At 72.3% G+C, this 25359-nt stretch carries 19 protein-coding genes and 3 tRNA genes; 6 read left to right on the plus strand and 16 right to left on the minus strand.

Annotated features, from left to right (window positions below):
- Positions 1 to 94: 94 nt before the first annotated feature.
- From ACFW3D_RS07000 to ACFW3D_RS07010, 3 genes are all read right to left on the minus strand, one after another.
- Positions 95 to 547, minus strand: coding sequence for a hypothetical protein (locus tag ACFW3D_RS07000; RefSeq protein WP_500502285.1), 453 nt, complete (start codon positions 545 to 547; stop codon positions 95 to 97).
- 860 nt (positions 548 to 1407) lie between these two features.
- Positions 1408 to 1480 (minus strand) — tRNA-Arg (locus tag ACFW3D_RS07005).
- Positions 1481 to 1661: 181 nt separating this feature from the next.
- Positions 1662 to 1752: transfer RNA gene (locus ACFW3D_RS07010), tRNA-Ser, on the minus strand.
- A 207-nt stretch (positions 1753 to 1959) separates the two neighbouring features.
- On the opposite strand from ACFW3D_RS07010, the gene ACFW3D_RS07015 reads away from it, so the two are divergent.
- Entirely contained in the window at positions 1960 to 2391 is a 432-nt protein-coding gene (locus ACFW3D_RS07015) for an SSI family serine proteinase inhibitor (protein WP_500502287.1), read from the plus strand.
- Positions 2392 to 2598: 207 nt separating this feature from the next.
- Positions 2599 to 5976: a hybrid sensor histidine kinase/response regulator gene (locus ACFW3D_RS07020; RefSeq protein WP_500502290.1), complete on the plus strand. Its 3378-nt coding sequence runs from the start codon at positions 2599 to 2601 to the stop codon at positions 5974 to 5976.
- A 294-nt stretch (positions 5977 to 6270) separates the two neighbouring features.
- Here ACFW3D_RS07020 and ACFW3D_RS07025 read toward each other — a convergent pair whose 3' ends face one another.
- From ACFW3D_RS07025 to ACFW3D_RS07055, 7 genes are all read right to left on the minus strand, one after another.
- The gene (locus ACFW3D_RS07025; protein ID WP_500502292.1) at positions 6271 to 7920 is read right to left on the minus strand and encodes a long-chain fatty acid--CoA ligase; all 1650 of its coding nucleotides are present in this window, start codon (positions 7918 to 7920) and stop codon (positions 6271 to 6273) included.
- Between the two features lie 78 nt (positions 7921 to 7998).
- Entirely contained in the window at positions 7999 to 8523 is a 525-nt protein-coding gene (locus tag ACFW3D_RS07030; RefSeq protein WP_500502295.1) for a SigE family RNA polymerase sigma factor, read from the minus strand.
- Between the two features lie 172 nt (positions 8524 to 8695).
- Positions 8696 to 9715 (minus strand): DUF1906 domain-containing protein, encoded by a 1020-nt coding sequence (locus ACFW3D_RS07035; RefSeq protein WP_500502297.1) that lies wholly within the window; start codon positions 9713 to 9715, stop codon positions 8696 to 8698.
- Positions 9716 to 9824: 109 nt separating this feature from the next.
- A complete protein-coding gene (locus ACFW3D_RS07040; RefSeq protein WP_500502300.1) occupies positions 9825 to 11015 on the minus strand; it encodes a lipid-transfer protein in 1191 nt (396 codons plus the stop codon).
- Positions 11012 to 11398, minus strand: coding sequence for a MaoC/PaaZ C-terminal domain-containing protein (locus ACFW3D_RS07045; protein ID WP_500502548.1), 387 nt, complete (start codon positions 11396 to 11398; stop codon positions 11012 to 11014). The genes ACFW3D_RS07040 and ACFW3D_RS07045 overlap by 4 nt, the downstream gene beginning before the upstream one ends.
- 16 nt (positions 11399 to 11414) lie before the next feature.
- Complete coding sequence (locus ACFW3D_RS07050; protein ID WP_500502302.1) at positions 11415 to 12317, minus strand: Zn-ribbon domain-containing OB-fold protein; 903 nt, start codon at positions 12315 to 12317, stop codon at positions 11415 to 11417.
- Positions 12318 to 12520: 203 nt separating this feature from the next.
- Positions 12521 to 12826: a hypothetical protein gene (locus ACFW3D_RS07055; RefSeq protein WP_500502304.1), complete on the minus strand. Its 306-nt coding sequence runs from the start codon at positions 12824 to 12826 to the stop codon at positions 12521 to 12523.
- Positions 12827 to 13290: 464 nt separating this feature from the next.
- Between ACFW3D_RS07055 and ACFW3D_RS07060 the strand changes: the two genes are divergently transcribed.
- Complete coding sequence (locus ACFW3D_RS07060; protein WP_500502306.1) at positions 13291 to 14775, plus strand: multicopper oxidase family protein; 1485 nt, start codon at positions 13291 to 13293, stop codon at positions 14773 to 14775.
- Positions 14776 to 14812: 37 nt separating this feature from the next.
- Here the strand turns inward: ACFW3D_RS07060 and pip are convergent, their stop codons facing one another.
- The 3 genes from pip to ACFW3D_RS07075 form a co-directional block, all read right to left on the minus strand.
- Positions 14813 to 15775, minus strand: a complete 963-nt coding sequence (gene pip / locus ACFW3D_RS07065; protein WP_500502309.1) for a prolyl aminopeptidase — start codon at positions 15773 to 15775, stop codon at positions 14813 to 14815.
- Positions 15776 to 15849: 74 nt separating this feature from the next.
- Positions 15850 to 17217 carry an FtsK/SpoIIIE domain-containing protein gene (locus ACFW3D_RS07070; RefSeq protein WP_500502311.1) on the minus strand — a complete coding sequence of 456 codons (1368 nt, stop codon included), beginning with the start codon at positions 17215 to 17217 and terminating at the stop codon, positions 15850 to 15852.
- 240 nt (positions 17218 to 17457) lie between these two features.
- Positions 17458 to 17745: a hypothetical protein gene (locus ACFW3D_RS07075; RefSeq protein ID WP_500502313.1), complete on the minus strand. Its 288-nt coding sequence runs from the start codon at positions 17743 to 17745 to the stop codon at positions 17458 to 17460.
- A gap of 337 nt (positions 17746 to 18082) precedes the next feature.
- On the opposite strand from ACFW3D_RS07075, the gene ACFW3D_RS07080 reads away from it, so the two are divergent.
- The 3 genes from ACFW3D_RS07080 to ACFW3D_RS07090 all read left to right on the plus strand — a co-directional run bounded on the left by ACFW3D_RS07080 (position 18083) and on the right by ACFW3D_RS07090 (position 22632).
- Complete coding sequence (locus tag ACFW3D_RS07080) at positions 18083 to 18880, plus strand: DsbA family protein (protein ID WP_500502315.1); 798 nt, start codon at positions 18083 to 18085, stop codon at positions 18878 to 18880.
- A 256-nt stretch (positions 18881 to 19136) separates the two neighbouring features.
- Positions 19137 to 22109: a hypothetical protein gene (locus tag ACFW3D_RS07085; protein WP_500502318.1), complete on the plus strand. Its 2973-nt coding sequence runs from the start codon at positions 19137 to 19139 to the stop codon at positions 22107 to 22109.
- 205 nt (positions 22110 to 22314) lie between these two features.
- The gene (locus tag ACFW3D_RS07090) at positions 22315 to 22632 is read left to right on the plus strand and encodes a hypothetical protein (protein WP_500502320.1); all 318 of its coding nucleotides are present in this window, start codon (positions 22315 to 22317) and stop codon (positions 22630 to 22632) included.
- Between the two features lie 112 nt (positions 22633 to 22744).
- Here ACFW3D_RS07090 and ACFW3D_RS07095 read toward each other — a convergent pair whose 3' ends face one another.
- From ACFW3D_RS07095 to ACFW3D_RS07105, 3 genes are all read right to left on the minus strand, one after another.
- A complete protein-coding gene (locus ACFW3D_RS07095) occupies positions 22745 to 23266 on the minus strand; it encodes an SMI1/KNR4 family protein (protein WP_500502322.1) in 522 nt (173 codons plus the stop codon).
- Between the two features lie 353 nt (positions 23267 to 23619).
- Positions 23620 to 23706, minus strand: a tRNA-Ser gene (locus ACFW3D_RS07100).
- 59 nt (positions 23707 to 23765) lie between these two features.
- Complete coding sequence (locus ACFW3D_RS07105) at positions 23766 to 25328, minus strand: S1C family serine protease (RefSeq protein ID WP_500502324.1); 1563 nt, start codon at positions 25326 to 25328, stop codon at positions 23766 to 23768.
- Positions 25329 to 25359: the final 31 nt, after the last annotated feature.

Raw genomic sequence — 25359 nt, forward strand, 5'->3', positions numbered from 1 at the left:
TGGTTCCCGCCCGTCTGATACGCCCGCCCGCTGGACGACGGCGTAGAGGTGAAGGACGAGGAAGCGGAGCCCTCGGGCTGGGGTGCTTTTTCGGTCATCGTTCGGCAATGTGCTGATCGCGGCCAGCCTGGTAGACACGGGCGTGCCCGGTCGGGTTGGCGTGGAAGACGATGGACGTAATCTGATCTTCCTCCTGGGGAGACACCACTAGTTCCTCCTCCAGGATGCGGCGCACCTCCCGAGCAATGTCGGGGTTGGCTGCAAGCAGCCTCCGAAACCTGCCACGCCACTCGTCGGCCATTCCTTCTGCAAGCTCTTGCTCACCAAGGACAACGTCGTCGCCCTGTTCTTGTGCCCGCTCCTGCGCGGCAAGGAGCATTTCCCGGGTCTCCGAAAGCTCGGCTTCGATGGTCTCCGCGCGGTCGGGGTAAGCCCGCCGCCAGAGGGCGCCGATGGCAGTCTTGGCCCTCCCCCAAGCATCGGTCGTGAGCACTGTCACGACCGTGGTCCCGGCTGCCGAGGCGAGCGCCATCAATTCGGCGTCCACGCCCCACCCCCTTCTCCATATGACTGGGCGTCATCATAGGCGCTACTCCCCTTGATCCAGGCCGACTTGAGACACGGAGAGTGAAGCTCACCCGAATACCGACACACGGAACTGAGCGTGAGCATGGGGCAGAGGCGACGCCTACAGCTAGGCAGCCTCAGCCTCTGGTGGGCCGAACCCACCCGCGCTACGTGCCCCAGTCTCGGCCCGCAGGAAGATCGAGGTACGCCAACCTCAAGTGCGCGCTCTCGGTGTGGATTGCCCGTCACACGGCATCCGCATATTGGGCCTCACGTGGGCAAACATCGACCTCGCCAACGATCAGCTCAGAGTCCGGCGCAATCTTCATTACACCAGGAGTGAGTTGATCTTCGAGACGTCGAAGACGCTGCGCTCGGCACGAACCATCTTGCTTCGAAAGCGCTACGTCGCCGCACTCGCCACAAGGTCACTTCGGCCGTGGACGAGCTCTGGCCGGCGATGAGTAGTGCCCCTACTCCAGCAACCGAGTGGACTGATCTTCACCACGGCCGCTGGCCCCCGGAGCCTCAACAGCATGCCCACGGTCCTCAGTGGCGACGAGACAGTCTGCCGCGTACGGGTTCACCTCAGTCACACCTGCGAGTCGCCGTTGCTAGCTCACAGCGTCGGCACTCGGACGATCATGGAGACGCTGGGGTACAGCATCATCATCGCGATAACTCCGGACACCTACGGACACGTGATGGCCACAACCCTGACGTCCTCGGGGTTGCCCGACGCAGGTGATCGAGAGCCGTCACTCGCGGAACGACGTGTTGGTGCCGGCCACTAATGCCAGAAGGCCCCCGGGGTGATCCCGGAGGCCTTCTGGTCTGCTGTGCACTCGGCAGGATTCGAACCTGCAACCTTCTGATCCGTAGTCAGATGCTCTATCCGTTGAGCTACGAGTGCTTGTGCTTCCCGGCGTTTTCTTGCCGGTCGGCGTTGCGGGAACAACATTACATGACCCGCGCCGTGAGGTGAAATCCATTAGCCGCACCCGGCCTGACCTGCGGAAACGCCGGAACGGCGGCCCAGCAGGGGTCCCGGGAACGGCAGAAGCCCCAGCCGGGTGGCCGGGGCTTCTGTGGAGCGGAGGCGGAGGGATTTGAACCCTCGATGGGCGGTAAGACCCAAACCGCATTAGCAGTGCGGCGCCATAGACCGGACTAGGCGACGCCTCCTGATGTGCCCGCGCGAGCGGGTGTGTGCAGATGATGGCACAGCCCACCGGGCTGGGACCAATCGCTGACCAGATTACTAGGCCGCGTGCGGCCAGGGCAAAGGCGTTGCGGCGGGCGCCGGGGCGACGCGCCCACGATCGGGTGGATTGGGAGGCGCGGGCCGGGGCGGGGAGGTAGGGACGGAGCATGCGATTGGCTCGTGTGCCCATGACTGCCGCGCTCGCGCTCGGCCTGCCGCTGACGGCGGCCGCGCCGGCCCTGGCCTGCCCTCCCGGGCCGCTGGGGCCCCCCGACGTGCTGCGGGTGACCGTGGACGACGGGGGCGGCCACCTGTCCGAGTACGACCTGCGCTGCGATCCCGTCGGCGGGACCCACCCCGAGGCGTCGGAGGCGTGCGCCCTCCTGGAACGGCTGGGCGGTCCCGTGGGACCGGAGCCCGAGGGGACGATGTGCACGATGATCTACAGCGGCCCGCAGCGGGCGACGGTCCGGGGCAGCTGGCGCGGCCGGCCCGTGGACGCCCGCTACGACCGCAGCAACGGCTGCGAGACGGCGCGCTGGCGGCGGATGGCCCCCGTGCTGCCCGCGCCCGCGGTGCACGAGGGGTCAGGTGGCCGGCAGCCCGACCTGCGGAGGTGACCGACACCACATCCGCACGGCTCGGCCACGAACACTACTCACGCGTAAGGGACATGGGCATCCGGAGCCTCGCCGCCAACGGCTGCCCGTACACTCGCTCTAGTGACATGCCCCCCGGTCGGCGGCAAGATTGGCCACCACCGGTGGATGCCCCCTTCGCGGGTGGTGGCGCGGCAGCAAGTGCGGTTTCCAGGGAGGACGCGTCTCGTGAGCAGCAGGCCATCCCGAGGCGCTGCTCGCCTCGCGGCAATACTCGACGCGCTCCCCGACGCCCTGCTGCTGGTGAACGCCAACGGGACCGTCGTCAACGCCAATTCCATCGCCCTGGAGACCTTCGAGTCGCCGGGCACCGCCCTCGTGGGCCGCGGGCTGCTCGACCTCCTGCCGTCGTTCGACGCGCGTCGCATCCCGGGTTCGATGCGCCGTCCCGACGACGACGTGGGCCGCACCAAGCCGACCCGGATGGTCGCCCGGCGGACCGACGGCAGTGAAATTCCGGTGGAGGTCACGAGCGCGAACCTCGACGACGCCCGCACACCCTTCGCCGAGACCTACAGCTACACCGGTGACGAGCTGCTGATGCTGGTCGTCCGGGACCTCACCGGGACGCTGGACACCGAGGCCGAACTCGCCCGCCAGCAGCGCCAGACCGAGATGATCCTGCGCGCCGCCAGCGAGGGCGTGGTCGGTGTCGACACCGACGGGAAGATCGTCCTGGTCAACCCCTCGGCCGCGCAGATCCTCGGTTTCCGGGCCACCGACCTCGGCGGGCAGGAGCTGCACCCGCTGGTGCACCACTCCCGTCCGGACGGCAGCCCGCTCCCGTCCGAGGAGACACCGCTGTCCGAGACGCTGCGCTCCGGGCTGAAGCACCGGGTCCGCGGCCAGGTGCTGTGGCGCAAGGACGGGCGCTCGGTACCGGTCGACCTGATCACGGCGCCGGTGCGGGAGGGCGACCAGCTGGTCGGCGCGGTGATGACCTTCACCGACCGCACGCGCTTCGACGCGCTCGCCGCGCGCAACGCGCAACTGCAGTCGCTGCTCGGCGACGCCCTGCGCGGGCCGCTGGACGAACTGCGGGCCGAGCTCGCCGGGCTGGCCAACGACCCGGCGGGGCAGCTGTGGCCGGAGGCCAACCAGATCCTGCACCACCTCACCGCGGGCTACGCGCGGATCACCACGCTCATCGACAGCGTCCTGTCCTTCCAGCGGCTCGACCGCGGCGAGGAGAAGCTGCAGCGCGAGACGACCTCGATGGACAAGGTCGTGGCGTCCGGTGTCGAGGCGGCCGTCGAACTGATCGGTCCCGGGCGGGCGCAGTACGCGGTGCACGCGCCGCCGATAGAGGCGACCGTGGACCCGGAGCGGATGTCCCAGGCGCTGTCCCACCTGATCGCGGACGTGGCGGGCGTCGACGCGGCCGGCAACGTGCCGGTCGTGGTCGGCGGCGTCGACTCCACGATCGTGGTGGCGGCGGCGCAGCGCGGCGACTCCGTCCGCATCGAGGTGCGCGGCCCGCACGCGGGCGACAACCCGGTGCACCTGCCGATCGCGCGCGGGATCGTCGAGAAGCACGGAGGCGTGCTCCAGACGCACGAGGTGCCCGGTCAGGGCAGCGCGTACGTCATGGAGGTGCCGGTCGGCAAGGGCGGGGCGAAGACGGCGGTCAAGGAACCCCGGCGGGAGTCGGAGACGACCGTCATGCCGGTGCCGGCCGAGCCGGTGCGCGGCACCGCCCTCGCCGCCCTGCCGCAGGCTCCCGCCCCGGCGCCGCCGGCCGTCCCGGCTCCGCAGCCGCCCCGGCCGGCCGTGCCGATGGCGACCCCGGCCGTGGCGCCCGGTGCCGCGCTCGCGCTGCCCGCCGCGCCCACCACCGACGCACCGACCCCCACCGGGCGGCGCCGTGCCCTGCGCCGCCCCGAGGAGCCGCAGCCCCAGGCGCAGCCCGCCCTTCCCCCGGCCCCCGCCACGGCGGAGGAGCAGCCCACCGGCCGCCGGGCCCGCCGCGGCACCCCGCAGGAGCCGCAGCCGGGGCTGCTGCCCGCGCTGCCGGAGGCGCCCGCGCCGGAGCAGGGCGCGCCGGGCAACGGCCGCCGTGCTCGCCGGGCCGCCGTCGCGGAGGCCCCGGCCGCAGCGGAGGTGCCCGCGCTCCCCGCGCTGCCGGCCGCCCCCTCGGCCCCGGCGCCCCCGGCTCCCGCCACCCCGGCGACCGAGTGGCCGGAGGCCCAGGGTTCGGCGCGCCGTCCGCGCGGCATCGTGGAGAGCACCCCGCGCCCGTCGGCGATCGTCGACCCGCGGCGGCTGCCTCCGCCCACCCCGGCGCCGCGGCCGGAACCGCCGGCCGTCGAGCCGCCGATGATCCCCGAGCAGACGCAGCGCAGTCCGGAGCCGCAGCCGCAGCCCATGGCGCAGCCGCAGCCGGTCGCGCCGCCCCAGCCCGTTGCACCGCCGCAGCCGCAGCCCATGGTCCCGCCCCAGGCACTGGCCCCCGCGCCGGTGCAACCGCAGCCCGAGGCGCAGGCCGCGCAGAACGGCGGCGGTACGCAGGGCCGGGCGATCAGCGTGCGCACCCTCGGCCAGGGCGTCGCCTTCGCCCAGCAGATCAACGAGCAGGTCGCCCAGCCGTCCAGCGGCTCCGGACGACGCCGCAAGCTGGCCGCCCCCGCGGAGGCGGAGCCGGCGCAGTCCGCGACACCCGTGGCACCCGCCGCGCCCACCCCGCCCACCGCGCCCGCGGCCGTCAACGGCACGGAGACCCCCGGCCGGGCGTACGCCATAGGCGCTCCCACGGAGGCCACCGAGGGCCCCGAGCCGCTCGACGGCCCCAACGGCGCCGTCGACGTCACGGAGGAGAGCTCCCAGGAGCCCGGGGCCGTCCTGGACGAGCCGCGCCGGCTGCTGGTGTGGCCCGAGCCGGACGTCGCCACGCGCCAGGCACTGACGGACCGCGGCTACCGCCCGGTCATCGTCCGCTCGCGCGAAGAGGTCGACGCGCAGGTCGCCGATCCGCCCGCCGCGCTCTTCGTGGACCCGCTCACCGGGCCGATCACCCGGACCGCCCTGCAGTCGCTGCGTCAGGCGGCGGCGCAGGCCCAGGTGCCGGTGCTCGTCACGGCCGGCCTCGGCCAGGCGACCCGTGAGGCCGCGTACGGGGCCGACCCCGCCGTGCTCCTCAAGGCGCTGGCGCCGCGGGACAGCGAGCAGCACCCGCCCCGGGTGCTGCTGATCGAGGCCCACACGCCGATCGCGCAGGCCTTCACCGCGACGCTGGAGCGGCGCGGGATGCACGTCGCGCACGCCCAGTCCGAGGCGGACGCGATGACGCTCGCCGCGCAGGTGCACCCGAACCTCGTGGTGATGGACCTGATGCTCATCCGCCGCAGGCGGCAGGGGATCATCGACTGGCTGCGGACGAACGGCCGGCTGGAACGCACGCCGATGGTCGTCTACACCGCGGTCGACATCGACCCGGCGGAGCTGCCGCGGCTGTCGTCCGGCGAGACGGTCCTCTTCCTCGCGGAGCGCTCGACCAGCGCGGACGTCCAGGGGCGCATCGTCGACATGCTCGGCAAGATCGGTTCCTGAGGGCCCCGCGAGCACGGACGGGTCGGGCTACGGCTTCTCCCGGAGTTCCCCGATCCGGTCCAGGATCGCGGACATGGCGTGGTGCTCGTCCTTGCAGCCGGTGACCATCCAGTCGCCGCCCCGGACCGCATGCGTACCGTCGTCCAAACGCGTTCATCCCGCGTACCCCCCATTGACCGGCTCCTCTGTCAGGGGAGCCCGGGCGGCCCCACGGACAACGCCCGCCGTGCACAGGGCCCCGAGGTGCGCCCCCGGGACCCTGCGTCCGTGTGCCGTGTGCCGTGCGCCGCGTCGTCAGACGAGCTTGGTGACGTCCAGCTCTCCCGCCGCGTACTGCCGGCGGATCACCTTCTTGTCGAACTTGCCGACCGAGGTCTTCGGCACCGCCGAAATCACGGCCCAGCGCTCGGGCAGCTGCCAGCGGGCGATGCTCTCGCCGAGGAAGGTCCGCAGCTCCTCGTAGCCGACCGTGCTGCCGTCCTTGAGGACGACCGTGGCAAGCGGCCGCTCGCCCCAGCGCTCGTCGGGCACGGCCACCACCGCGGCCTCGGCGACGGCCGGGTGGGCCATGATGGCGTTCTCCAGCTCGACGGAGGAGATCCACTCACCGCCGGACTTGATGACGTCCTTGGCGCGGTCGGTCAGGGTCAGGTAGCCGTCGTGGGTGATGGTGCCGACGTCACCGGTGCGCAGCCAGCCGTCCGGGCTGAACTTGTCCTCGGGGCGCAGCGCTTCGGCGTCGGCGCCGCCGTAGTAGGCCGCGGCGATCCACGGCCCGCGGACCTCCAGTTCGCCCGCGGACTCCCCGTCCCAGGGCAGCACCTCGCCGGACGGGCCGACCAGCCGGGCCTCCACGGAGGCGGGGAAGCGGCCCTGGGTGATCCGGTAGGGCCACTGCTCCTCCTCGGTGAGTCCGGCCGGCGGGTGGGCCATGGTGCCCAGCGGGGAGGTCTCGGTCATGCCCCAGGCGTGCAGGAGCCGGACGCCGAGCTTGTCGTACGCCTCCATCAGGGAGGGCGGGCAGGCGGAGCCGCCGATGGTGACGTGGCCCATGCTGCCGATGTCGCGCGGCTTGGCGGCGAGTTCGGCGAGCAGGCCCTGCCAGATGGTCGGGACGGCGGCGGCGTGCGTCGGACGCTCGGCCTCGATCATCTCGGCGAGCGGGCCGGGCTGCAGGAAGCGGTCGGGCATCAGCATGTTGATGCCGGTCATGAAGGTGGCGTGCGGCAGGCCCCAGGCGTTGACGTGGAACTGGGGCACGACGACCAGGGTGGTGTCGGCGTCGGTCAGGCCCATCGACTCGGCCATGTTGACCTGCAGGGAGTGCAGGTAGATCGAACGGTGCGAGAACAGCACGCCCTTGGGGTCGCCGGTGGTGCCGGAGGTGTAGCACATGGCGGCCGCGGAACGTTCGTCCAGCTCGGGCCAGTCGTAGCTCTCGGGGCGGTCCTCGATGAGGGACTCGTAGGCGTGCAGGGCGGGACGGCAGCCCTCCAGCGGCGAGGTGTCGCCGGGGCCGACGACGACCACGTGCTCGACCGACTCCATGGCCGGCAGCAGCGGTGCCAGCAGCGGGATCAGGGTGCCGTTGACCAGGATCACGCGGTCGGCGGCGTGGTTGGCGATGAAGACCAGCTGCTCGGCGGGGAGCCGGAGGTTGAGCGTGTGGAGGACGGCCCCCATGGAGGGGATCGCGAAGTACGCCTCGACGTGCTCCGCGTTGTTCCACATCAGCGTCGCGACACGGTCGTCGCGCTCGACCCCGAGCTCGTCGCGCAGCGCGTGCGCGAGGCGTGCGGCGCGGGCGCCGATCTCGGCGAACGAGCGGCGCTGCGGCTCGCCTTCGCCGGTCCAGGTCGTGACCTGCGACCGGCCGTGCACCGTCGAGCCGTGGGTCAGGATCCGGGACACCAGCAGGGGAACGTCCTGCATTGTGCTCAGCACCGGTCGCCTCCTCGTTGAAGCGGCTACGCGTGGGTGGGTGGGTGCTGAGATTCTGCTGGCATACCGCGCGGTATGTCACTACCCCAGGCGCAATTCGGGGTCCTCGCGGAGTTTTCCGAGGGCGCGTGACACCGCGCTCTTGACCGTGCCCACCGACACCCCGAGCGCCTCGGCGGTCTGCACCTCGCTCATGTCCTCGTAGTACCTGAGGACGACCATCGCCCGCTGGCGGGCGGGCAGCCGGCCGATCGCCCGCAGCAGCGCGTCGCGCTGGGCCTGCCGCTCGGCCTCGTCGGGGCCGGTCACGGCGTGGCCGTGCGGCTCGGGCAGCTCGTCGGTGGCGTACTCCTCGACCCGGCGCCTGCGCCACTGCGAGGTGCGGGTGTTGACCAGCGTGCGGCGCACGTAGCCGTCCAGCGCCCGGTGGTCGTCTATCCGGTCCCACGCCAGGTAGGTCTTGGTGAGGGCGGTCTGCAGCAGGTCCTCGGCGTCGCAGGGGTTGGCGGTGAGCGAGCGAGCGGTCCGCAGCAGCGCCGGGCCCTTGGCCCGGACGTAGCGGGTGAAGTGGGCCTGCGAGGCGCTTGTGCACACGGGCGTGGTCATGGCTCCACGCTAGGAGCCGGTCCGGCTGCGGGGGATCCGCCGCAGGTGCCGAAGCGGGGTCACCCTGAAGTCGTAGTGCGGGGGCCCGCCCCACCTCCGGAGGGCTGAGGCCGGACCCGCCGCCCCTACGGGTCACCCCGCAGGGACGGCGTCCTGACGGCCGCCCGCCGCGTCATCCGACGACGGCCACCGGCCCGTCCAGCCGGTTGCGGTCGATCGCCAGCCGGCGTCCGCCGTGCTTCTCGCGGACGCTGCCCGAGTACTGGTGGATCCGGCCGTGCGGATGCCAGGCGTCCCGGGCTAGGACGGGTTCGCTGCGCACCGCGGGCCTTCCCTGCCAGCGGGCGAACCACACGGCGCGCGGCAGGTCGTCGTAGCCCTCCCGGCGGGCCCGCTCGATGTGCCGGATGCCGGACTCCGAGCTGCTGTAGAGGCCCGGCAGGTAGCCCGCGGCGTCGACCTCGCGGTCCCAGGCCCGGATGAAGTCGAGGGTCTGGTCGGCACAGCGGGACCGCTTGACGTTGTACGCCTCCATGTCGAGGTAGAGCGCGCTGCCCGGCTCGAAACCGAGGGCGGCGGCCCTGCGCACGGCGTCCCAGCCCTCGCTCGCACCCTGGCCCCAGGGGTCTTCGGTGCTCATCCGGTGGTTGCGCAGGTGTCTGCCGCGCACGCAGGGCGACTGCGAGCCCACGTAGATCGGCAGGATGCGCCAGCCCATCCGGTGCACCGAGCGCACCCAGTTGCGGTTGAGGTGGCGCTGGGTGCTGCAGGCACGGGCGCGGCCGCCGTAGTAGACGCCGATGGCGCGGTACTTGGAACGCAGCCAGGCGCGCATCGTGGACAGCGGCGGTGTGCGGCAGGTGTCGAAGCCGTAGCCGCGGTAGACCCGGGTCGGGCCGCCTCCGGAGGAGGCGCCGTCGTCGCCGCCGAGGCCGTAGGGGAGGTCCAGGCCGTCGAGCAGGCCGGTGTCGGCGAAGCCGAACGGGCCGTCGTCACCTCCGTCGCCGGGCGCCCGGGCCGGTCCCCGGGCGGGGGCCGCGTTCGGCGCGGAAGCCGTCGCCGGGGCCCGCTCGGCGACCGGCGCGGCGGGACGCTGCACGACGGCCTCGGCCGCGGTGGGCCCGGCCAGGAGGCAGGCAAGCACCATCGCCACGATCGCCCCGTGTCGGATGATCGGCTTGTGTTCGCGCATGCGTCGAGTGAACGCAGTCGTCTGCCCGCTTACGGGGGAGCCACGCCCCGTTGTCAGCCGTACGCAGCAACGCCCGGCCCCGGACGGGCCGCCGGGCGCCGGGGCCCGCTCAGTCCGCCACCGCCAGCAGCAGTCCCGAGGTGGGCACCCCCGTACCGGCCGTGACGAGCACGTGGGCCGCGCCCGGGACCTGGTTGACGCTGGTGCCGCGCAGCTGCCGCACCGCCTCCGCGATGCCGTTCATGCCGTGCAGGTACGCCTCGCCGAGCTGGCCGCCGTGGGTGTTGACGGGCAGCCGGCCGCCCAGTTCCAGACCGCCGTCCGCGGCGAATGCGGCTGCCTCGCCGCGCCCGCAGAACCCGTACTCCTCCAGCTGCATCAGGACGAAGGGGGTGAAGTGGTCGTAGAGCACGGCGGTGTCGACGTCCTGCGGCCCGAGGCCGGAGGTGCGCCACAACTGGCGCGCCACGACCGCCGACTCGGGCAGCCCGCACAGCTCCTGGTCCGGCCGGTAGTAGCCGGTCATCTGCTCCTGGCCGCGCCCCGCGCCCTGCGCCGCCGCCGCGACCACCGCCGGCGGGTGCCGCAGGTCGCGGGCGCGTTCGGCGGAGGTGACGACCAGGGCCTGGCCGCCGTCGGTCTCCTGGCAGCAGTCGAGCAGGCGCAGCGGCTCGACGATCCACCGCGAGGCGGCGTGGTCGGCCAGGGTGATGGGCCGGCCGTGGAACCAGGCGGCCGGATTGGTCGCCGCGTGCCGGCGCCCGGCGACGGCGACATGGCCGAAAACCTCCGGTTCGAGCCCGTATGTGTGGAGATAGCGCTCTGCCGACATGGCGACCCAGGACGCGGGGGTGAGCAGCCCGGACGGCAGGTTGACACCGAGCGCCGCGCCCTCCGCCGAGGGTTCGCGCTGCTGGACGCCGGAGCCGAAGCGGCGGCCCGAGCGCTCGTTGAAGGCCCGGTAGCAGACGACGACGTCCGCGACGCCGGTGGCGACGGCCATCGCGGCCTGCTGCACGGTGGCGCAGGCGGCCCCGCCCCCGTAGTGGATGCGGGAGAAGAAACCGAGTTCGCCGATGCCGGCCGCCTGGGCGACGGTGATCTCCGGGCTGGTGTCCATCGTGAAGGTGACCATGCCGTCCACGTCGGCCGGCGTCAGCCCGGCGTCCTCGACCGCCGCCCGCACGGCCTCCACGGCCAGTTTCAGCTCGCTGCGCCCGGAGTCCTTGGAGAACTCCGTGGCGCCGATCCCCGCGATCGCGGCCCGGCCGCCCAGGCCGTCGCGCCGTCGTACGCTCATCCGCCGCCCACCTCCACCACCGCGGTGCCCGTCACGTGCCGCCCACGCCGCACCGTGCCGAGGAACTCCACGGTCGCCTCCGTGCCGCGCACGGCCGTGACACTCCCGGTGAACACCAGTTCGTCGCCCGGGTGCGCCGGCGCGCCCAGCCGTACGCGCAGCGAGCGGAGCGCCGCGGAGGGGCCGAAGTGGCCAGTGAGGTAACGGCCGACGAGCCCGCCCGTGGTCAGGATGTTCAGGAAGACGTCGGGCGAGCCCTTGGCCCGTGCCGCGTCGGGATCGTGGTGGACGTCCTGGAAGTCGCGGGTCGCGATCGCCCCGGCGACGACCAGCGTCCGTGTGACGGGGATCCGCAGCTCCGGCAGGACGTCGCCCGTCCGCACCCCCGGTCCGGTCATCTCACACCTCCGCGCGGAAGACGGGCACGGCCGGCTCCCCGTCGGCGTGGCGGAACTCCAGCGTCACCGGCGTGCCGATGCGCACCTTCTCGTACGGCACGCCGACGACGCCGCCCAGGAGCCGGACGCCTTCGGCCAGTTCGACCAGGGCGACCGCGTAGGGCGGGTCGAAGGCGGGGAACGGCGGGTGGTGCACGACGACTCGGCTGAAGACGGTGCCGCGCCCGCAGGCCGGTAGCGTGTCCCAGGCGTCGGAGCCGCAGCCGTTGCAGCCGGGGAGCCACGGCAGCCTCAGGGTGCCGCAGGAGGAGCAGCGTTGGATGAGCAACTCGTGCCGCTCGACACCCTCCCAGTACCCGGCGTTGTCGCGGTTGACGACCGGGCGGGGCCGCCGCGGCCGCTCGCCCGGCGCCCGCGCGGGGGCGTACTTGAGGATGCGGAAACGGTGGCGGCCGGCGAGTTCGCCGTTCGCGCGGACGTCCATCCGCGTGGTGACGAAGTGGCCGCGGCCGAGCCGGGTGGTCTTGCGCGGCGACACGGACTCGATCACCGCGTCGAAGGTGATCCGGTCGCCGGGGCGCAGCGGCCGCAGGTACTCCTGCTCGCAGTCGGTGGCGACGACCGCCGTGCAGCCGGCCCCGTCGAGCAGCGCGAGGAGTTCGTCGTAGGCGCCGGCCCGGGAGCCGCCCCCGGCGGTGTCCGGGTGGCCGGAGAGCCCGCGCATGGTCCAGACCTGGAGCATGGGGGCCGGTGCCGCGCCGTCCGGCGGGACGGGGTGGCCCATCGCCTCGCACCAGTGCCTGATCATCGGCGTGTTGACGGGGTCCTTGCCCTCGCCCGCGACAGCGGCGGGGCGCCCCTCGTACGTCACCAGCCGCTCGTGAAGGTCGTCGTCCGTCGTCATGGCCGCCGTCACCGCCCCCAGTTTCTGACTGATCGTCAGATTGGCGAGAAGGTGGCGTCGCTGTCAAGACGTCCGGAACGGAAGGCGTTGTCCACAGGCTGTGGACAACGCCGGACACGACTGCGCGACGGCAGTGAGGCTGCCGTCGCGCAGTCGACCCCTTCAGCCCTCCGGCCCGCCACCCCGGCGGCGGGCCGGTCCGCTCACCACATGGGCCCGAAGTGGATGTTCAGCGACGGCTGGTTGATGGTGGTGAAGGCCGAACCGACCACACTGGCCGTGCTGTTCTGGTTGGAGGCCCCCGCCCCGGTCGCCGCCTGCTGCGTGGTCGTCACCGTCCCGAAGTTGTCGCGGCCCACGTTGCCGCCGCTGTTGCTCACCACGGTCGCGCTGGAAGTGCCACCCGCCACGGCGCCGTTGTCGGCCACCGCCGTGCCGGCGAACAGCGCCGCCGCCAGCGGCAGTGCGGCCAGGGCGGCCATGACTCGGGCGGTACGGATGCTTGCCATGTGTTTCCCTCCGAGGAGTGGATACCAGGTGCGCGGCGCGGCCGGCCGACCGCTCCGCCGGCTCTGCGACGTCGCCGCAAGCAGAGTTGCCCAGCACCATGACGGACAAGCCGGACCTTGATCCCTTTCGCTCGCAAGCGTGACGATCTGTCGACAAACCTCCACAACCGCCGCAGGCGACGCGACCGACCCCTCTCCGGCCGGCACAACCCGGGCCCCATGGGCGCGGAATCGTTACGGCACGACTTTCGGCCAATCCCGGCGCACATCCTCCCCGGACCGGCCGCCGCCGCCCGGGTGGCCACCGTGCTGCCGTTCGAGCGGAAGCCGCCCCGCAGTGGTGCGTGGCGCACCGGAAGGCACCCGTCCGCTTCCTACGCTCCGGCTGACGGACCCCGCCAACCGTCGCGCCCTCGCGCCGGGACGTCCCCCGCCCGGCCGCACCGCTTCCCCTGGGGAGAGATGTGACCCGGTCCCGTACCCGAACCGCGCCGGCCCGGCTGGTCGCCGCGCTGCTCCTGGCCGTGGCCTGGCTCGCCGGCTGCGCGGGGCACGCCCCGTCCGGGCACCCCCACGCCACGGACCCGACCGCCGCGCAGGACCGCCGGGCACCCCCGGCCGGACCCGGTCCGCGACTGCAGGACCCCCCGGAACTGGTCAGCCGCGACGGCGTCCTCAAGGCCGCCGTCGTCGTCGAGCGCCGCAAGGTGCGGGTCGGCGACCACCGGCTGTACGCCCTCACCTACAACGGGAGGTACATGCCGCCGACGCTGCGCGTCCGGCCCGGCGACCGCATCGACCTCACCATGACCAACCGGGTGCGGGAGGACACCAACGTCCATGTGCACGGGCTCCACGTCTCCCCGCGCAGCCCCGCCGACGACATCTTCGTCGCCATCAAGTACGGCGGGAGCCACCACTACACCTACCGGCTGCCGACCACCGTCACGCCCGGCACCTACTGGTACCACTCGCACGCCGACATGATGTCCGCCGCCCAGGTCGCGGGCGGGGAGTCGGGCGTCATCGTGGTGGACGGCCTGCGGCGGTACCTGCCCCCCTCGCTGCGCGGCATCACCGAACACGTGGTCGCGCTCAAGGACTTCCAGATCCACGGCGACGCGATCAAGACCCACAAACTGAAGATCGGGGCGCGCACCAACCGCACCGTCAACGGGCAGCAGAACCCGGTGATCGCCCTGCGGCCCGGCGAGACCCAGCTGTGGCGGCTGGCCAACATCGGCGCCAACATCTACTACCGGCTGCACCTGAAGGGCAGCCGCTTCCACGTGATCGCCCAGGACGGGTACCCGGTCCGGCGGGTCTACGCGGCGGACACCCTGGTCATCGCCGCCGGCGCGCGCTTCGACGTCCTGGTGCAGGCCGGCGGCCGGCCCGGCACCACCACGCTGGAGACCCTCGCCTACGACACCGGCAAGGCCGGCAACCGGTTCCCCCGCACCGGCCTGGCCACCGTGGTGACCGGCGGCACCCCGATGACCCCGGCGCGGATCCCGGTGGACTTCGCGCCGGGCGAGGACCTGGCGCACGCCGTGATCGCGGACCGCAAGACGGTGGTGTTCACCGAGAACGCGGCGGGCGACGTGTTCTACGTCAACGGCCGCACGTACGCGCCCGGCCGGGTGGACTTCACCTCCGTCCTCGGCACCGTCGAGGAGTGGACCGTCCGCAACGACAGCGACGAGGAGCACTCCTTCCACGTCCACACCAACCAGTTCCAGCTGATGAGCACCGACGGGAAGGCGAGCGACCCGGACCACCGCTGGTTCGACACCGTCAACGTGCCCGCCCGCGGCAACGTCGTCATCCGCGTCCCCTTCACGGACTTCACCGGCCGGACGGTGCTGCACTGCCACATCCTCAACCACGAGGACATGGGCATGATGGCGGTCCTCGACATCGTCCCGCCCCGTCACCGCGGCAAGTGACCGTGCCGGGGAGGCGCCCCCGGCACGGCCGGCCGCGTCAGCGCGTGCCGAAGCGCCGCGCCGCCGCCACGACCGCCTCGCCCATGGCGGCACTGCCCGTGTGCCCGGAGTCGTCGATCACCTGGAGCTCCGCGCCGGGCCACGCCTTCGCCAGCTCCCACGCGGTCGTCAGCGGACTGCCCAGGTCCAGCCGCCCGTGGATCAGCACCCCCGGGATACCGGCGAGCCGGTGCGCGTCCCGCAGCAGCTGCCCCTCCTCCAGCCAGGCGCCGTTGGCGAAGTAGTGGGCGCAGATCCGTACGAAGGCGACCAGGTCGTCGTCCGGCCGGTCGCCGTAGGCCCCCGGCTTGCCGTTGGTCTCGTGGGCGATGACCGCGTCCTCCCAGGTGACCCAGTCGTGTACGGCCTTCGCCCGCACCGCGGCGTCCGGGCTGTTCAGCAGCCGGTCGTACGCGGCAGGCAGGTTCCCGTCCCGCTCCCCGGGCGGCACCCCGTCCCGGAACGCCTCCCACGGCCCGGGCACCAGCCGGGCCACACCCCGGTAGAGCCAGTCGATCTCGTCCCGGCGGGTCGTCGTGACCCCGACGATCACGATCTCCGACACCCGCTCGGGGTACCGCTGCGCGTACGCCAGGATCAGCGTCGAGCCCCACGAGCCGCCGTACAGCATCCACCGCTCGACGCCCAGGTGTTCGCGCAGCCTCTCCATGTCGGCGATCAGGTGCTCGGTGGTGTTGTGCTCGAGCGACACCGCCGGGTCCGAGGCGTGCGGCAGGCTCTGCCCGGACCCCCGCTGGTCGAACAGCACGATCCGGTACACCTCCGGATCGAAGGTCTTCCTGCTGCCCCGCTTCCCCCCGGAGCCCGGGCCCCCGTGCACGCACAGGACCGGCTTGCCCTCCGGGTTCCCGCTGGTCTCCCAGTAGACGCGCTGCCCGTCCCCGACGTCGAGCAGCCCCGACGCGTACGGCTCGATCAACGGAAACCCCGCTGCGGCCATCACGATCCCCTCCTCCGTACCGGCGAACGACCCCGCGAGGCTAGCCGTTCGCGCACCGGACCGCGGGCCCGCCGTCACTCGGGGCCGGAGCGCGGCCGGGGGAAGGGCCCGGGCTCCGCCGGTCCGTCCTCCCCGCCCCGGGCGGAGGGACGGTACGGGTCCAGGGCCGGCAGCTCTGGCACCAGGTGGGCGTGGGCCCGGCAGACGGCCGCCGTCTCGGCGATCGACACCAGCGGGGTACGGATGTGGGACCAGCCGCCGGAGGCGTCGCCCGCCACCGCGACGCCCACCCGGTCCCGGGCGATGGCGGTCGCGGCGCTCGTCGCCTCGGACGAGATGTCGCCCAGGCCCACCTCGGCGGTCTGCTTGTTGACGCGGTGCACGACGCGCCCGGAGAGCTGCGACCGGAGCGCGGCGGCGCCCCTGCCGAGCTCGACCCCGAAGCGCTGCCCGCAGATCTCCAGGTAGATGCCGACCGCGCGGGCCCGCTGGGCCAGCCGGATCAGGTCGGCCACCATGCGGTCCCGGCGTTCCTCGTCCTTCTTCGTCGCACTGAGGAAGAGTTCGGCGACCTCGTCCACCAGCACCACGACGGGCACCGGCCGCACGTACGCGGGCAGCCCCCAGATGTCGGAGGCCACCTCCTCGTCCGGGCTGTCCAGCGCCGTGCGCTGGCACTCCTTGAGCAGCGCGAAGCGGTGCTCCATCTCCCCCACGAGCGCGCCCAGCAGCTCCGCCGCCTGCTCCCGGTCGGTCGCCAGGGCCGACAGCCGGGCCGCGTACGGGATCTGCTCCACCCCGCCCTTGCAGTCGATCCCCACCAGGGCCACCGGCAGCCTGGCCAGATTCATGATCAGGTTGCGCTGGTACACCGACTTGCCCGACTGGTTCGCCCCGAGGGTGAGCGCGTGCGGGACCTCCCGGTAGTTGCGCACAAAGGCGGTGCCGTCGTCCCGCAGCGCCACCGGCACCACCATCGGCCCGGACGGCAGGCGGCGCGGCATCCGTACGTCGCGGAGCACGTCGTAGCCGGTCATCCGCAACTCCACCACCCCGGGGCCGAGCTCGACCACGTGCACCGCGTGCACCCCCCAGGCGTGGCGCAGCCGGTTGGACGCGGCGATCACGTCGGCCGGCTCCAGTCCGCCGGGCAGCCGCAGCCGCACCCGCATGCCGGTCAGCGAGCCGCCCACCCGGCGGATCCTCGGCGGCACCGGCCGCGCCTCCCGGCGCCCCACCGCCCACCCCGCCAGCGCCCGTGCCCGCGACGGCGGTGCGGCCAGCCCGCAGGCCACCATGGTCGAGCCGTAGGTCGACAGGAACCGCCCCCAGGCCAGCGGCAGCCCGAACAGCAGCCAGAACGCGACCGGGAACCGTTCACGGGCATAGGCCAGGCCACCGGCCGTGGCCAGCAGCAGACCCAGGAGCGCGACACCCGTCATGGTGATCAGCCCTTGCCGTTCGGGACGGCGGCCGGAACGGGCGCGGCGACCGCCCGCGGCGTGCGAGCAGACCCATATGCCCGGTTTGACCGTTAAGCGTATTCTTCCAGCCCCGCCCCCGCCCCCCGGTCACCGACACCGGGTTCCGTCCGCGGTGCCGCCCCCGCCTTCCGGAGACCGTGGACGTGGTCGGCGAAGTACACGGCGCGGCCGACCGGCCGGAGGTCTCACACCTGCCGGTCAACGAGCGTCAACGTGCGGCACCTGCGACCGACGGCGGGCACGCAGGGCGGAGCGGAGCTCATGTCCGAAGTACAGCAGAGCAAGCGCGCTCAGGGCGATGAGCGCGGGCGCGATGGCTTCGGGGCGCAGGCTCTGCATCATCCGCCCGGCGCGGGTCCATGCGCGGGACTGGCTCTGGTAGTCCATCGCGATCAGCCACCACACGGCCGACACCATGCAGGTCAGGGAGAGCAGCAACCCTGACCAGTGGGCGACCCACCACCGCGTCGCGCGCGTGCCGGACAAGATGCCACCGTCTCCTCGACGAACGAACCGGGACGGGCGAGCCTATGTTCGGCGGGTGCCCTGTGTGAAGCTCCGGGGCGACGAGGGGGAGCACGGTGCCGTCGCGCACGAAGAAGGGGCGCCCCCGTGTCTTGGGGCACCCCTTCCGTTCAGCGCCTCGGATGTGAACCCACGGCGGCATCCGCTGAGCGACGACGGTTCTCGATACCTTCCACCCGGCGTGTAGGCGAGCGATAAAGCCGCCGCCGGGTGACGCTGGGCCCGCCTCTGTTCCTGATGCGCGTGTCACACCGCATCCGTAGAGTCCGCCTGTTCACAGGGGAGGGATGGGAGTCCGATGAAGATCGGCAGAACGGTCCGGGCCGCCGTCACGGCGGGTCTCGTAGGAGCCTTCGCGGGGTGCGCCCCGGGCGGGACCGGGTCGGGGGACGCCGGGCCTCCGGCGTGGACCGGGCCGAACCGCTACGCGTCCGCCGAGCGGCTGCCGGAACGGCCGGCCCCTGACGGCACGACGATCGTGGTCGGGAATCCCGCGGCCCGTTCGACGGTGCACGTGTACGAGGATCCGCGCTGCCCCGTCGTCGAGGAGTACGAGCGGACGGGCGCCGAAGCGCTCCGGGAGCTGCTGCTCACGGGGGACGTCAGGGCCGAGTACACCTTCGCCTCCTTCAAGGACGACCGGCTCGGCGGCGACGGCTCGAAGCGAGCCGTGAACGCGCTGCGGGCTGCGCTGGAGAAGGGGAAGTTCGTCGAGTACCACGCGGTGCTCTTCGAGAACCAGGCTGTCGTCGAGAGCAGTGGCGGGTTCACCACCGAGCGCCTCCTGAAGCTCGCCGAGAAAGTTCCGGGGCTCCGCGACGCGGCATTCGACCTGGCTGTCAGGACGATGAAGCACGGCTCGTTCGTCACCGCCTCCCAGCAGGCCTACCAACGGACCGGCGACGACCCGATCGGCCCCGGCACACCCACCGTCGTCGTCAACGGCCACACCATCGACGGCGGTCTGTACGGCGCCAACTTCGACGCGAAGGCGCTCCGTCTCCTGGTGTCGGACCTTCACGAGCGCCCCGGTACGTGGGACGCGGTCTACGTGCCTCTCAAGAAGGAGATGGAGGCCGAGGCCACCGAGTCCTGAACGGGCGGGGAGGCAGTAATGCCCTGCCGCGAGCATCCGCGGCGCCGTGGCATGCGGCACTCGATCGCCGAGAAGACGCCGGGAGAGCCCCGGGGTGTTGTGCCGAGGTCTCGCCAGTGCGGCCAGGCGCAGTGCTTCGGGCACCACCGACGTGCGCGGCCGCCGACGTACCGGACCAACGGATCCCTGCTGGTGGACGCGATCGGGGCGCGTGCGATGATGCGCGCTTCTGACGTTCGAAAGGAACCCCGGCGCTATGCCATCGCGCAAGTGTCATCAGCTCGCCATCGTGGCCGTCACCGGAGCACTAATGCTGCCGCAGGCCGTCGCCCTGGCGCCCACCACAGCCGCAGCGGCGACTGTGACGAACGTGGCGACATCACTGCCCGCCCGGCCGAGCTCCGTGCCGCCGGCGGACCACATATCCGGTTCCGGGCAGGTGATGGTCTGGAGCCAGCAGACCTCTGCCGACGCCCGGCCCCACGGTTGGCTCGCAACGCGCGGAGGCACCCCCCAGGATCTCGGGCCGCTCGCCGACACCGCCGACACCGTGCAGGTCGCCCCGGTGTCCGTGCAGAACGGCGTGGTGGCTGTCGCCACCTCGACGAACCCCAATGGCGCCCTGGCGGACCACGTCACGCTGCGCCATCTGGACTCCGGGGCCGAAAGCACGCTCTCCGTCGACTACGACCAGTCCGGGGAAGGCACCGAGCACTACCGCGGACAGGCCGGTGACGGCGCCCTCGTCGAGCAGAACTACCTGCAGGACTCGGCCTATCGCGCACGCCTGCTGCTGCGCACTCCTGGCAACGAGGACCGGACGCTGCTCTCCGACGACTCGCAGTACGAGGTCCTCGCCTCGGATGCGAACGGCGCCCTGGTGCTGAGGAAGGACGCCAACTGGCAGTACGTCGTCGTGTACGTCGACTTCGCATCCTCCGCCGTGGTCACCGTCGACCGGCCCGCGTCCCAGGTGCTGCCGCAGGGCCTGGAGTTCACCCCCAGCCGGGTGGGGTTCGTCGACGGCACCGTCCTGACGGAGTGGCAGCGGTCGGCGCCGGACGACGGCCCGTCCACCGTCACCCTGCCGGTCGACGGAGTCCGCTGGATCAGCGACGACACCCTCGCCTGGTACAGCTGGAGCCAGACGGACGGCGGCAACGAACTGTTCGCCATGTCCCGGGACGGCTCCACACCGGCCGCAGATCTCGGCGGGACCTTCACCTCCATCTCGGTGGGCGACGACGGCCGGATGCGGGTGTCGCTCTACCGGCCGGACACCGACGCCCGGATCCAGACTCTCGTCGCCGGACGGGTGTCCACGGCCGTGGGCGATGCCACCACGATCCCTGCCGGTCCGGCCCGGCTGGACGCCATGGCGCTCTCCGGCGGCACCCTCTACACCAGCGACGACTCCTCCCGACGGGACGGCGTGCTGCTCGCCGGCAACCTCTCGGTGGGCGCGGCCGGGGCCTCGGCGGGCAGCCCGTCGCGGGTGCTGGCCTACTCCTCCGGGCTCGTGCACTCCACGCTGGCCGCCGCAGGCGGCAGGGTCCTGACCGATCAGGGCAGTGGCTACGAGGTCTACCAGGACGGCAAGCGGGTCGGTGCCGCCCTCCCGCACGCCGCAGACGCCCGGGTGGTCGACTTCGACGGCCGGTACGTTCTGTCCGACGACCCGGCCTCCAGCGCCGGACCTCTGCTGCAGACCGTCACCAGCGGTGCGAGCAGGCATGTGCCGGGCGGCTCCGCCCTCGACGGAGGCGCCCTCTACACCTCGGCCTCCAACGGCTCCGGTTGGTCCATCCGGCGCACCGACCTGGCCACCGGCACGGTGAGCACTGTCGCCACGGTGGACCGTGAACCCGGTAACCTGCAGGTACGGGGCTCCTGGATCCTGGTGACGCCCTACGGGGCTCCCTCCACCAGCAGTACCCTGCTCAAGGCCGGAAGTACGTTCCGCATGAGCGTGGACGCATCGGTGCAGGTCCCGATCCTGGGTACGAACGTCCTGTACACCTTCGGCAGGACCGACGGTGTCGTTCAGCCCACCCTGAACGCGCAGGTCCTGGGAGTGGCGGGAGCCACGGCCCGCCCCCTGTTCGTCCTGCCGGGCCGACTCACCAGCGTCTCCGCCGTTCGGTGGGCGGCGGACCGCGATGCGCCGTGGGCCGCATGGATGAGCACCGACGGGGTCACCCACGTGGTGTGGGCAGGCGCGCCGACCCGCAGCAGTGCCTCCGCCCCGACCGGCTTCAGCCCCAACGGCGACGGCTCGGCCGACACCTGGAACCCGGCATGGCGGTACAACCGGCCGGTCACATGGACGCTCACCCTGAAATCCGGCACCACGCCGGTGCGTTCCCTCAGCGGGACGACGTCGGACGGTCTGGTGAAGCCGGCCTGGACCGGCACCACCGACTCGGGAGCCAAGGCGGCCGAGGGCTCCTACACCTGGACGCTGACGGCCAAGGACACGGTGACCGGCGTTCCGGCCACCGCGGTCACCGGCACCGTGGCGCTGCGCCGGAAGGTTCCCACTGCGTCGATCAAGGCGCCGACCGTGGCCGCCACCGCTTCGACGACCGCGCAGGTTCCGGTCACCTGGTCGGCGACGACTCCGGGTGCGAAGTCCTACGACGTCGCCTGGAAGGTTGCCGGCCGCAGCACCACGGGTGTGTGGAAGCTGGGACCGCTGCAGACCTGGCGCACCGGCACGACCACGACGTCGGCGGTCTTCGGCAAGTCCGGCAGCCCGGTCAAGCCGGTCGCCGGTCTGACCTACCGCTTCTACGTCCGCGCCCACGACGACGCCGGCCAGACCGGCCCGTGGAGCCCGGCGGCACTCAGTGGCATCCCGGTCGACGACCGCTCGTCGGCACTGCTCTACAAGGGCACATGGAAGTCGGTCACGGCAGCCTCCGCCTGGGCTGGAACCGAGCGCACCTCCGCGACCACGGGCGCCTACGTCTCCTTCTCGGCGGACGGCACGCAACTGCGTATCGTGGCCACCCGGAAGGCCGACGGCGGCCGCTTCGCGATCGTCGTGGACGGCACGACCGTGGGCACGGTGAACACCTACGCGGCCAAGACCGCCTACCGACAGGTCGTCTTCACGCGCACGCTCGGCTCCACGATCAAGACGCACAAGGTCCAGCTGCGCGTCCTTTCAGGCAGCGCCTCCGGCCGGTCCACCGTGCATCTCGACGCCGTCATGATCACCCGCTGAACCACCCGGCGCCCGGATCCGGCGAGACAAGCCCAGGAAAAGCCCCGTGCGAGCTCACTCGCACGGGGCTTTGTGCCGGTCGCTCCCGGCGACCGCTACTCGCTGAGCTACGAGTTCCGAGTCACCGACGAAGACGATCCGACAACCGACCGAGTCCGTCCCGATCGGCGTCGGTCGATGGTTCCAAGGCGGCCATACTGGAGATGTGTCCGAGACTTCCCTCAGCCTGAACCGTTACGACGGACCCGCCAGGGTCGGCGGCATCGACTTCGCCGAGGTCCGCCTCGTCGAGCACGCCGGAACCGAGGGCGGTGAGTCCCGCAAGGTCTGGGAGGGGACCGCCGAGGCCAACCGCAGCGAGGCACCGGGCATCAGCCCGGAGTGGGCGCTGAAGTCAGGGCCGTTGGAGGTACGCCTGCCGCACGGCGCGGTCGGCAGTGCCAACATCCGTAGTATCTCACTCGCGTACGGCGACATCTGGGTTGTCGAACTGCTCGGTGTGGGCCCGTCCCCCATGGCCTGAGCGTCGCCGGTCCACTGAGCGCTCGGCCTTGCGCCGCTGCCCGGTCCCACGACCTTGAGGTCGCGGAGGCGGGCCCGTTGGCTCCGCACCCGCCCGCGGGACCGTGCCGTTCTCAGGGCAGAAATTCGTAGAACGGGCGGTCAGGCGCACGGTTGCGAGAACACACGGTCACATCCTCACCCCTGAGGTAAGCCAGCAGCCACTCACCGAACGTCATCACGTGGAGAGTCCACGCCGGGCTGTCGAACTCCTGGACCACGACGCGCCAGGGCGACGAGGGGTCGTCGGGAACGCGGAGGAAAACCGACTCGCCCGTCGTGGCCGTCGCCACCGGTATCAACTCGCCGGGACCCGCCCCCACCGGACTGGGCAGAAACTCCGCCATGTCCTCATCACGCCAGTGCTCGATGTCCCCCCTGATCTTCACTCCCAGACTGTGCAGAAGATGACCTGCGGGATGCTTCAGATACAACTGGCCGTTGATCTCGATCGAGCCATAGGCATCGACGGTCTCACGGAAGTCCGCAGGAAACTCGATACCGAGTTCCTGCTCCAAGTCCGTCCACGGAGCCGGATCCGACCAGTTGAACCGGGGCTCACCCAACAAGGCTTCGATCTCTGCAAGCGTTGCCATCGCCATACCCTTCTGGCACTCCAGCCGTAGATCGCAATCTTGCCGGTGGGGCGACGGGGAGACGGGTCAAACAGCGGCCACACAGTACGTGTTACAGGCTTCTCTACCTCATCAAGACGCTTCCGCCGTGCAGAGCGCGGCGGCGCCGCGGCTTGACGCAGCCGCCATGGGGCGAGCCTCGAAGTTCGGGGCCCACATCAGGCTATTGCGGGCAGGCAAGGAGCCGGCCCGGTCCACGGCCGGCGCACGGTCCCCGATCTCCCGCCCGATGGCAACGGTGCCCCCGGACACGAAGAAGGGGCGCCCCCGTGTCTTGGGGCACCCCTTCTGTCCAGCGCCTTCGCCGGCCATTGCGGAGAGTGTGGGATTTGAACCCACGGTGACATCGCTGCCACGACGGTTTTCAAGACCGTTCCCTTAGGCCGCTCGGGCAACTCTCCCCGCGCCGCGGAGTCCGGCTGGTGGGCCGGGCGGCGCGGGGACAGCCTAACGGGTCGGCTCAGCTGGTGCTGTCGCCCTTGCGTTCGCCGAGGGTGAGGGTGGCGGTGCGGGTCTGGCCGCCACGGGTGTACGTGAGGTTCACCTTCTCGCCGGGCTGGTGCTGCCAGATCTCGCCGATGAGGGTGGGGCTGGAGTCGACGACGGTGTCGTCGAACTTGGTGATGACGTCGCCGGAACGCAGGCCCGCCTGGTCGGCGGGGCCGCCCGCGGTGACGGCGTCGGCGCCGGTGGCGATCTTGGCACCCTCGCCGCTGTAGCTGGAGTCGACGTGCACGCCGATGACCGCGTAGACGGGCACGCCGGTCTTGATCAGGCCCTCGGCGACGCGGCGGGCCTGGTCGATGGGGATGGCGAAGCCCAGGCCCACGCTGCCGGACTGGGTGACACCGTCGTTGCCGCCGGTGGACTGGATGGCGGAGTTGATGCCGATGACAGCACCCTCGGAGTTGAGGAGGGGGCCGCCGGAGTTGCCGGGGTTGATAGAGGCGTCGGTCTGTATGGCGCTCATGTAGGAGGCGTTGGAACCCTCGCCGTCGCTGGAGGCGATGGGACGGTGCAGGGCGCTGACGATGCCGGTGGTGACGGTTCCGGAGAGCCCGAAGGGGGCACCGATGGCGATGGTGGAGTCGCCGACGGCCACCTTGTCGGAGTCGCCGAGGGCGAGCGGGGTGAGCTTGTCGGGGGTGACCCCCTTGAGCTTGATGACGGCGACGTCGTAGCCCTGGGCGCGGCCGACGACCTCGGCCTCGTACTTCTTGCCGTCGGAGAACGTGGCGGTGAGCTTGCCGCCGTCGGCCGCCGGGGCGACCACGTGGTTGTTGGTGAGGATGTGGCCTTCCTTGTCGTAGACGAAGCCGGTGCCGGTGCCGCTCTCCTGGCGGCCGCTGGCCTCGATCGTGACGACGCTGGGGAGGGCCTGCTTGGCGATGCCCGCGACCGAGTCGGCGGCACGGCTGAGGTCCTTGGGGTTGCCGACCGAGGAGACGGTGGTCGAGGAGGAGCTGTCGTTGCGGTCCGCGGCCCAGAAGCCGACCCCGCCGCCGACGCCTCCCGCGACGAGTGCGGCGACCAGGACTGCCGCGACCAGGCCGCCGTTGCCGCGCTTCTTGGGTGCGGGGGCGGCCGGCACCGGCGTGCCCCAGACCGGGCCCGCGGGACCGGACGGGCCCATGGGGCCGGAGGGCCCGGCGGGGCCGCCGTACGGCAGGGTGGGCGGCGGTGCGACCGGCGGCAGGGGCGCGGTGTGCACCTCGGCGGGCGGTGCCACGGGGGCGGCCGGGGGAGCGGCCTGGGGCGCGGCAGGGGACCCGGCGGGGGGACCGGCCGGAGGCGCCGCCGCGGCAGGTGCCTGTGCGGCGGGGGCCGCGGGAGCCGCGGGAGCCTCCGTGGCCGCGGGGGCGGCGGCCGGCCCCGGTTCCGGCGCCTGTGCCTCGGCCGGGGTGTCGGCCGGCGGGGCGGCGGCCGGCGCGGGAGGCGCAGCGGGAGCGGCGGACACAGTGTCAGCGGGCGGCTGGGTCGGCAGCGCCGCCGGGACCGGGCCGACCTCGTTCTCGGTGCTCACGGCTGTTCTCCTCGGATATGCGTTGTATGCC

It is taken from the genome of Streptomyces sp. NPDC058864 (assembly GCF_042742985.1).
Taxonomy (GTDB): Bacteria; Actinomycetota; Actinomycetes; order Streptomycetales; family Streptomycetaceae; genus Actinacidiphila.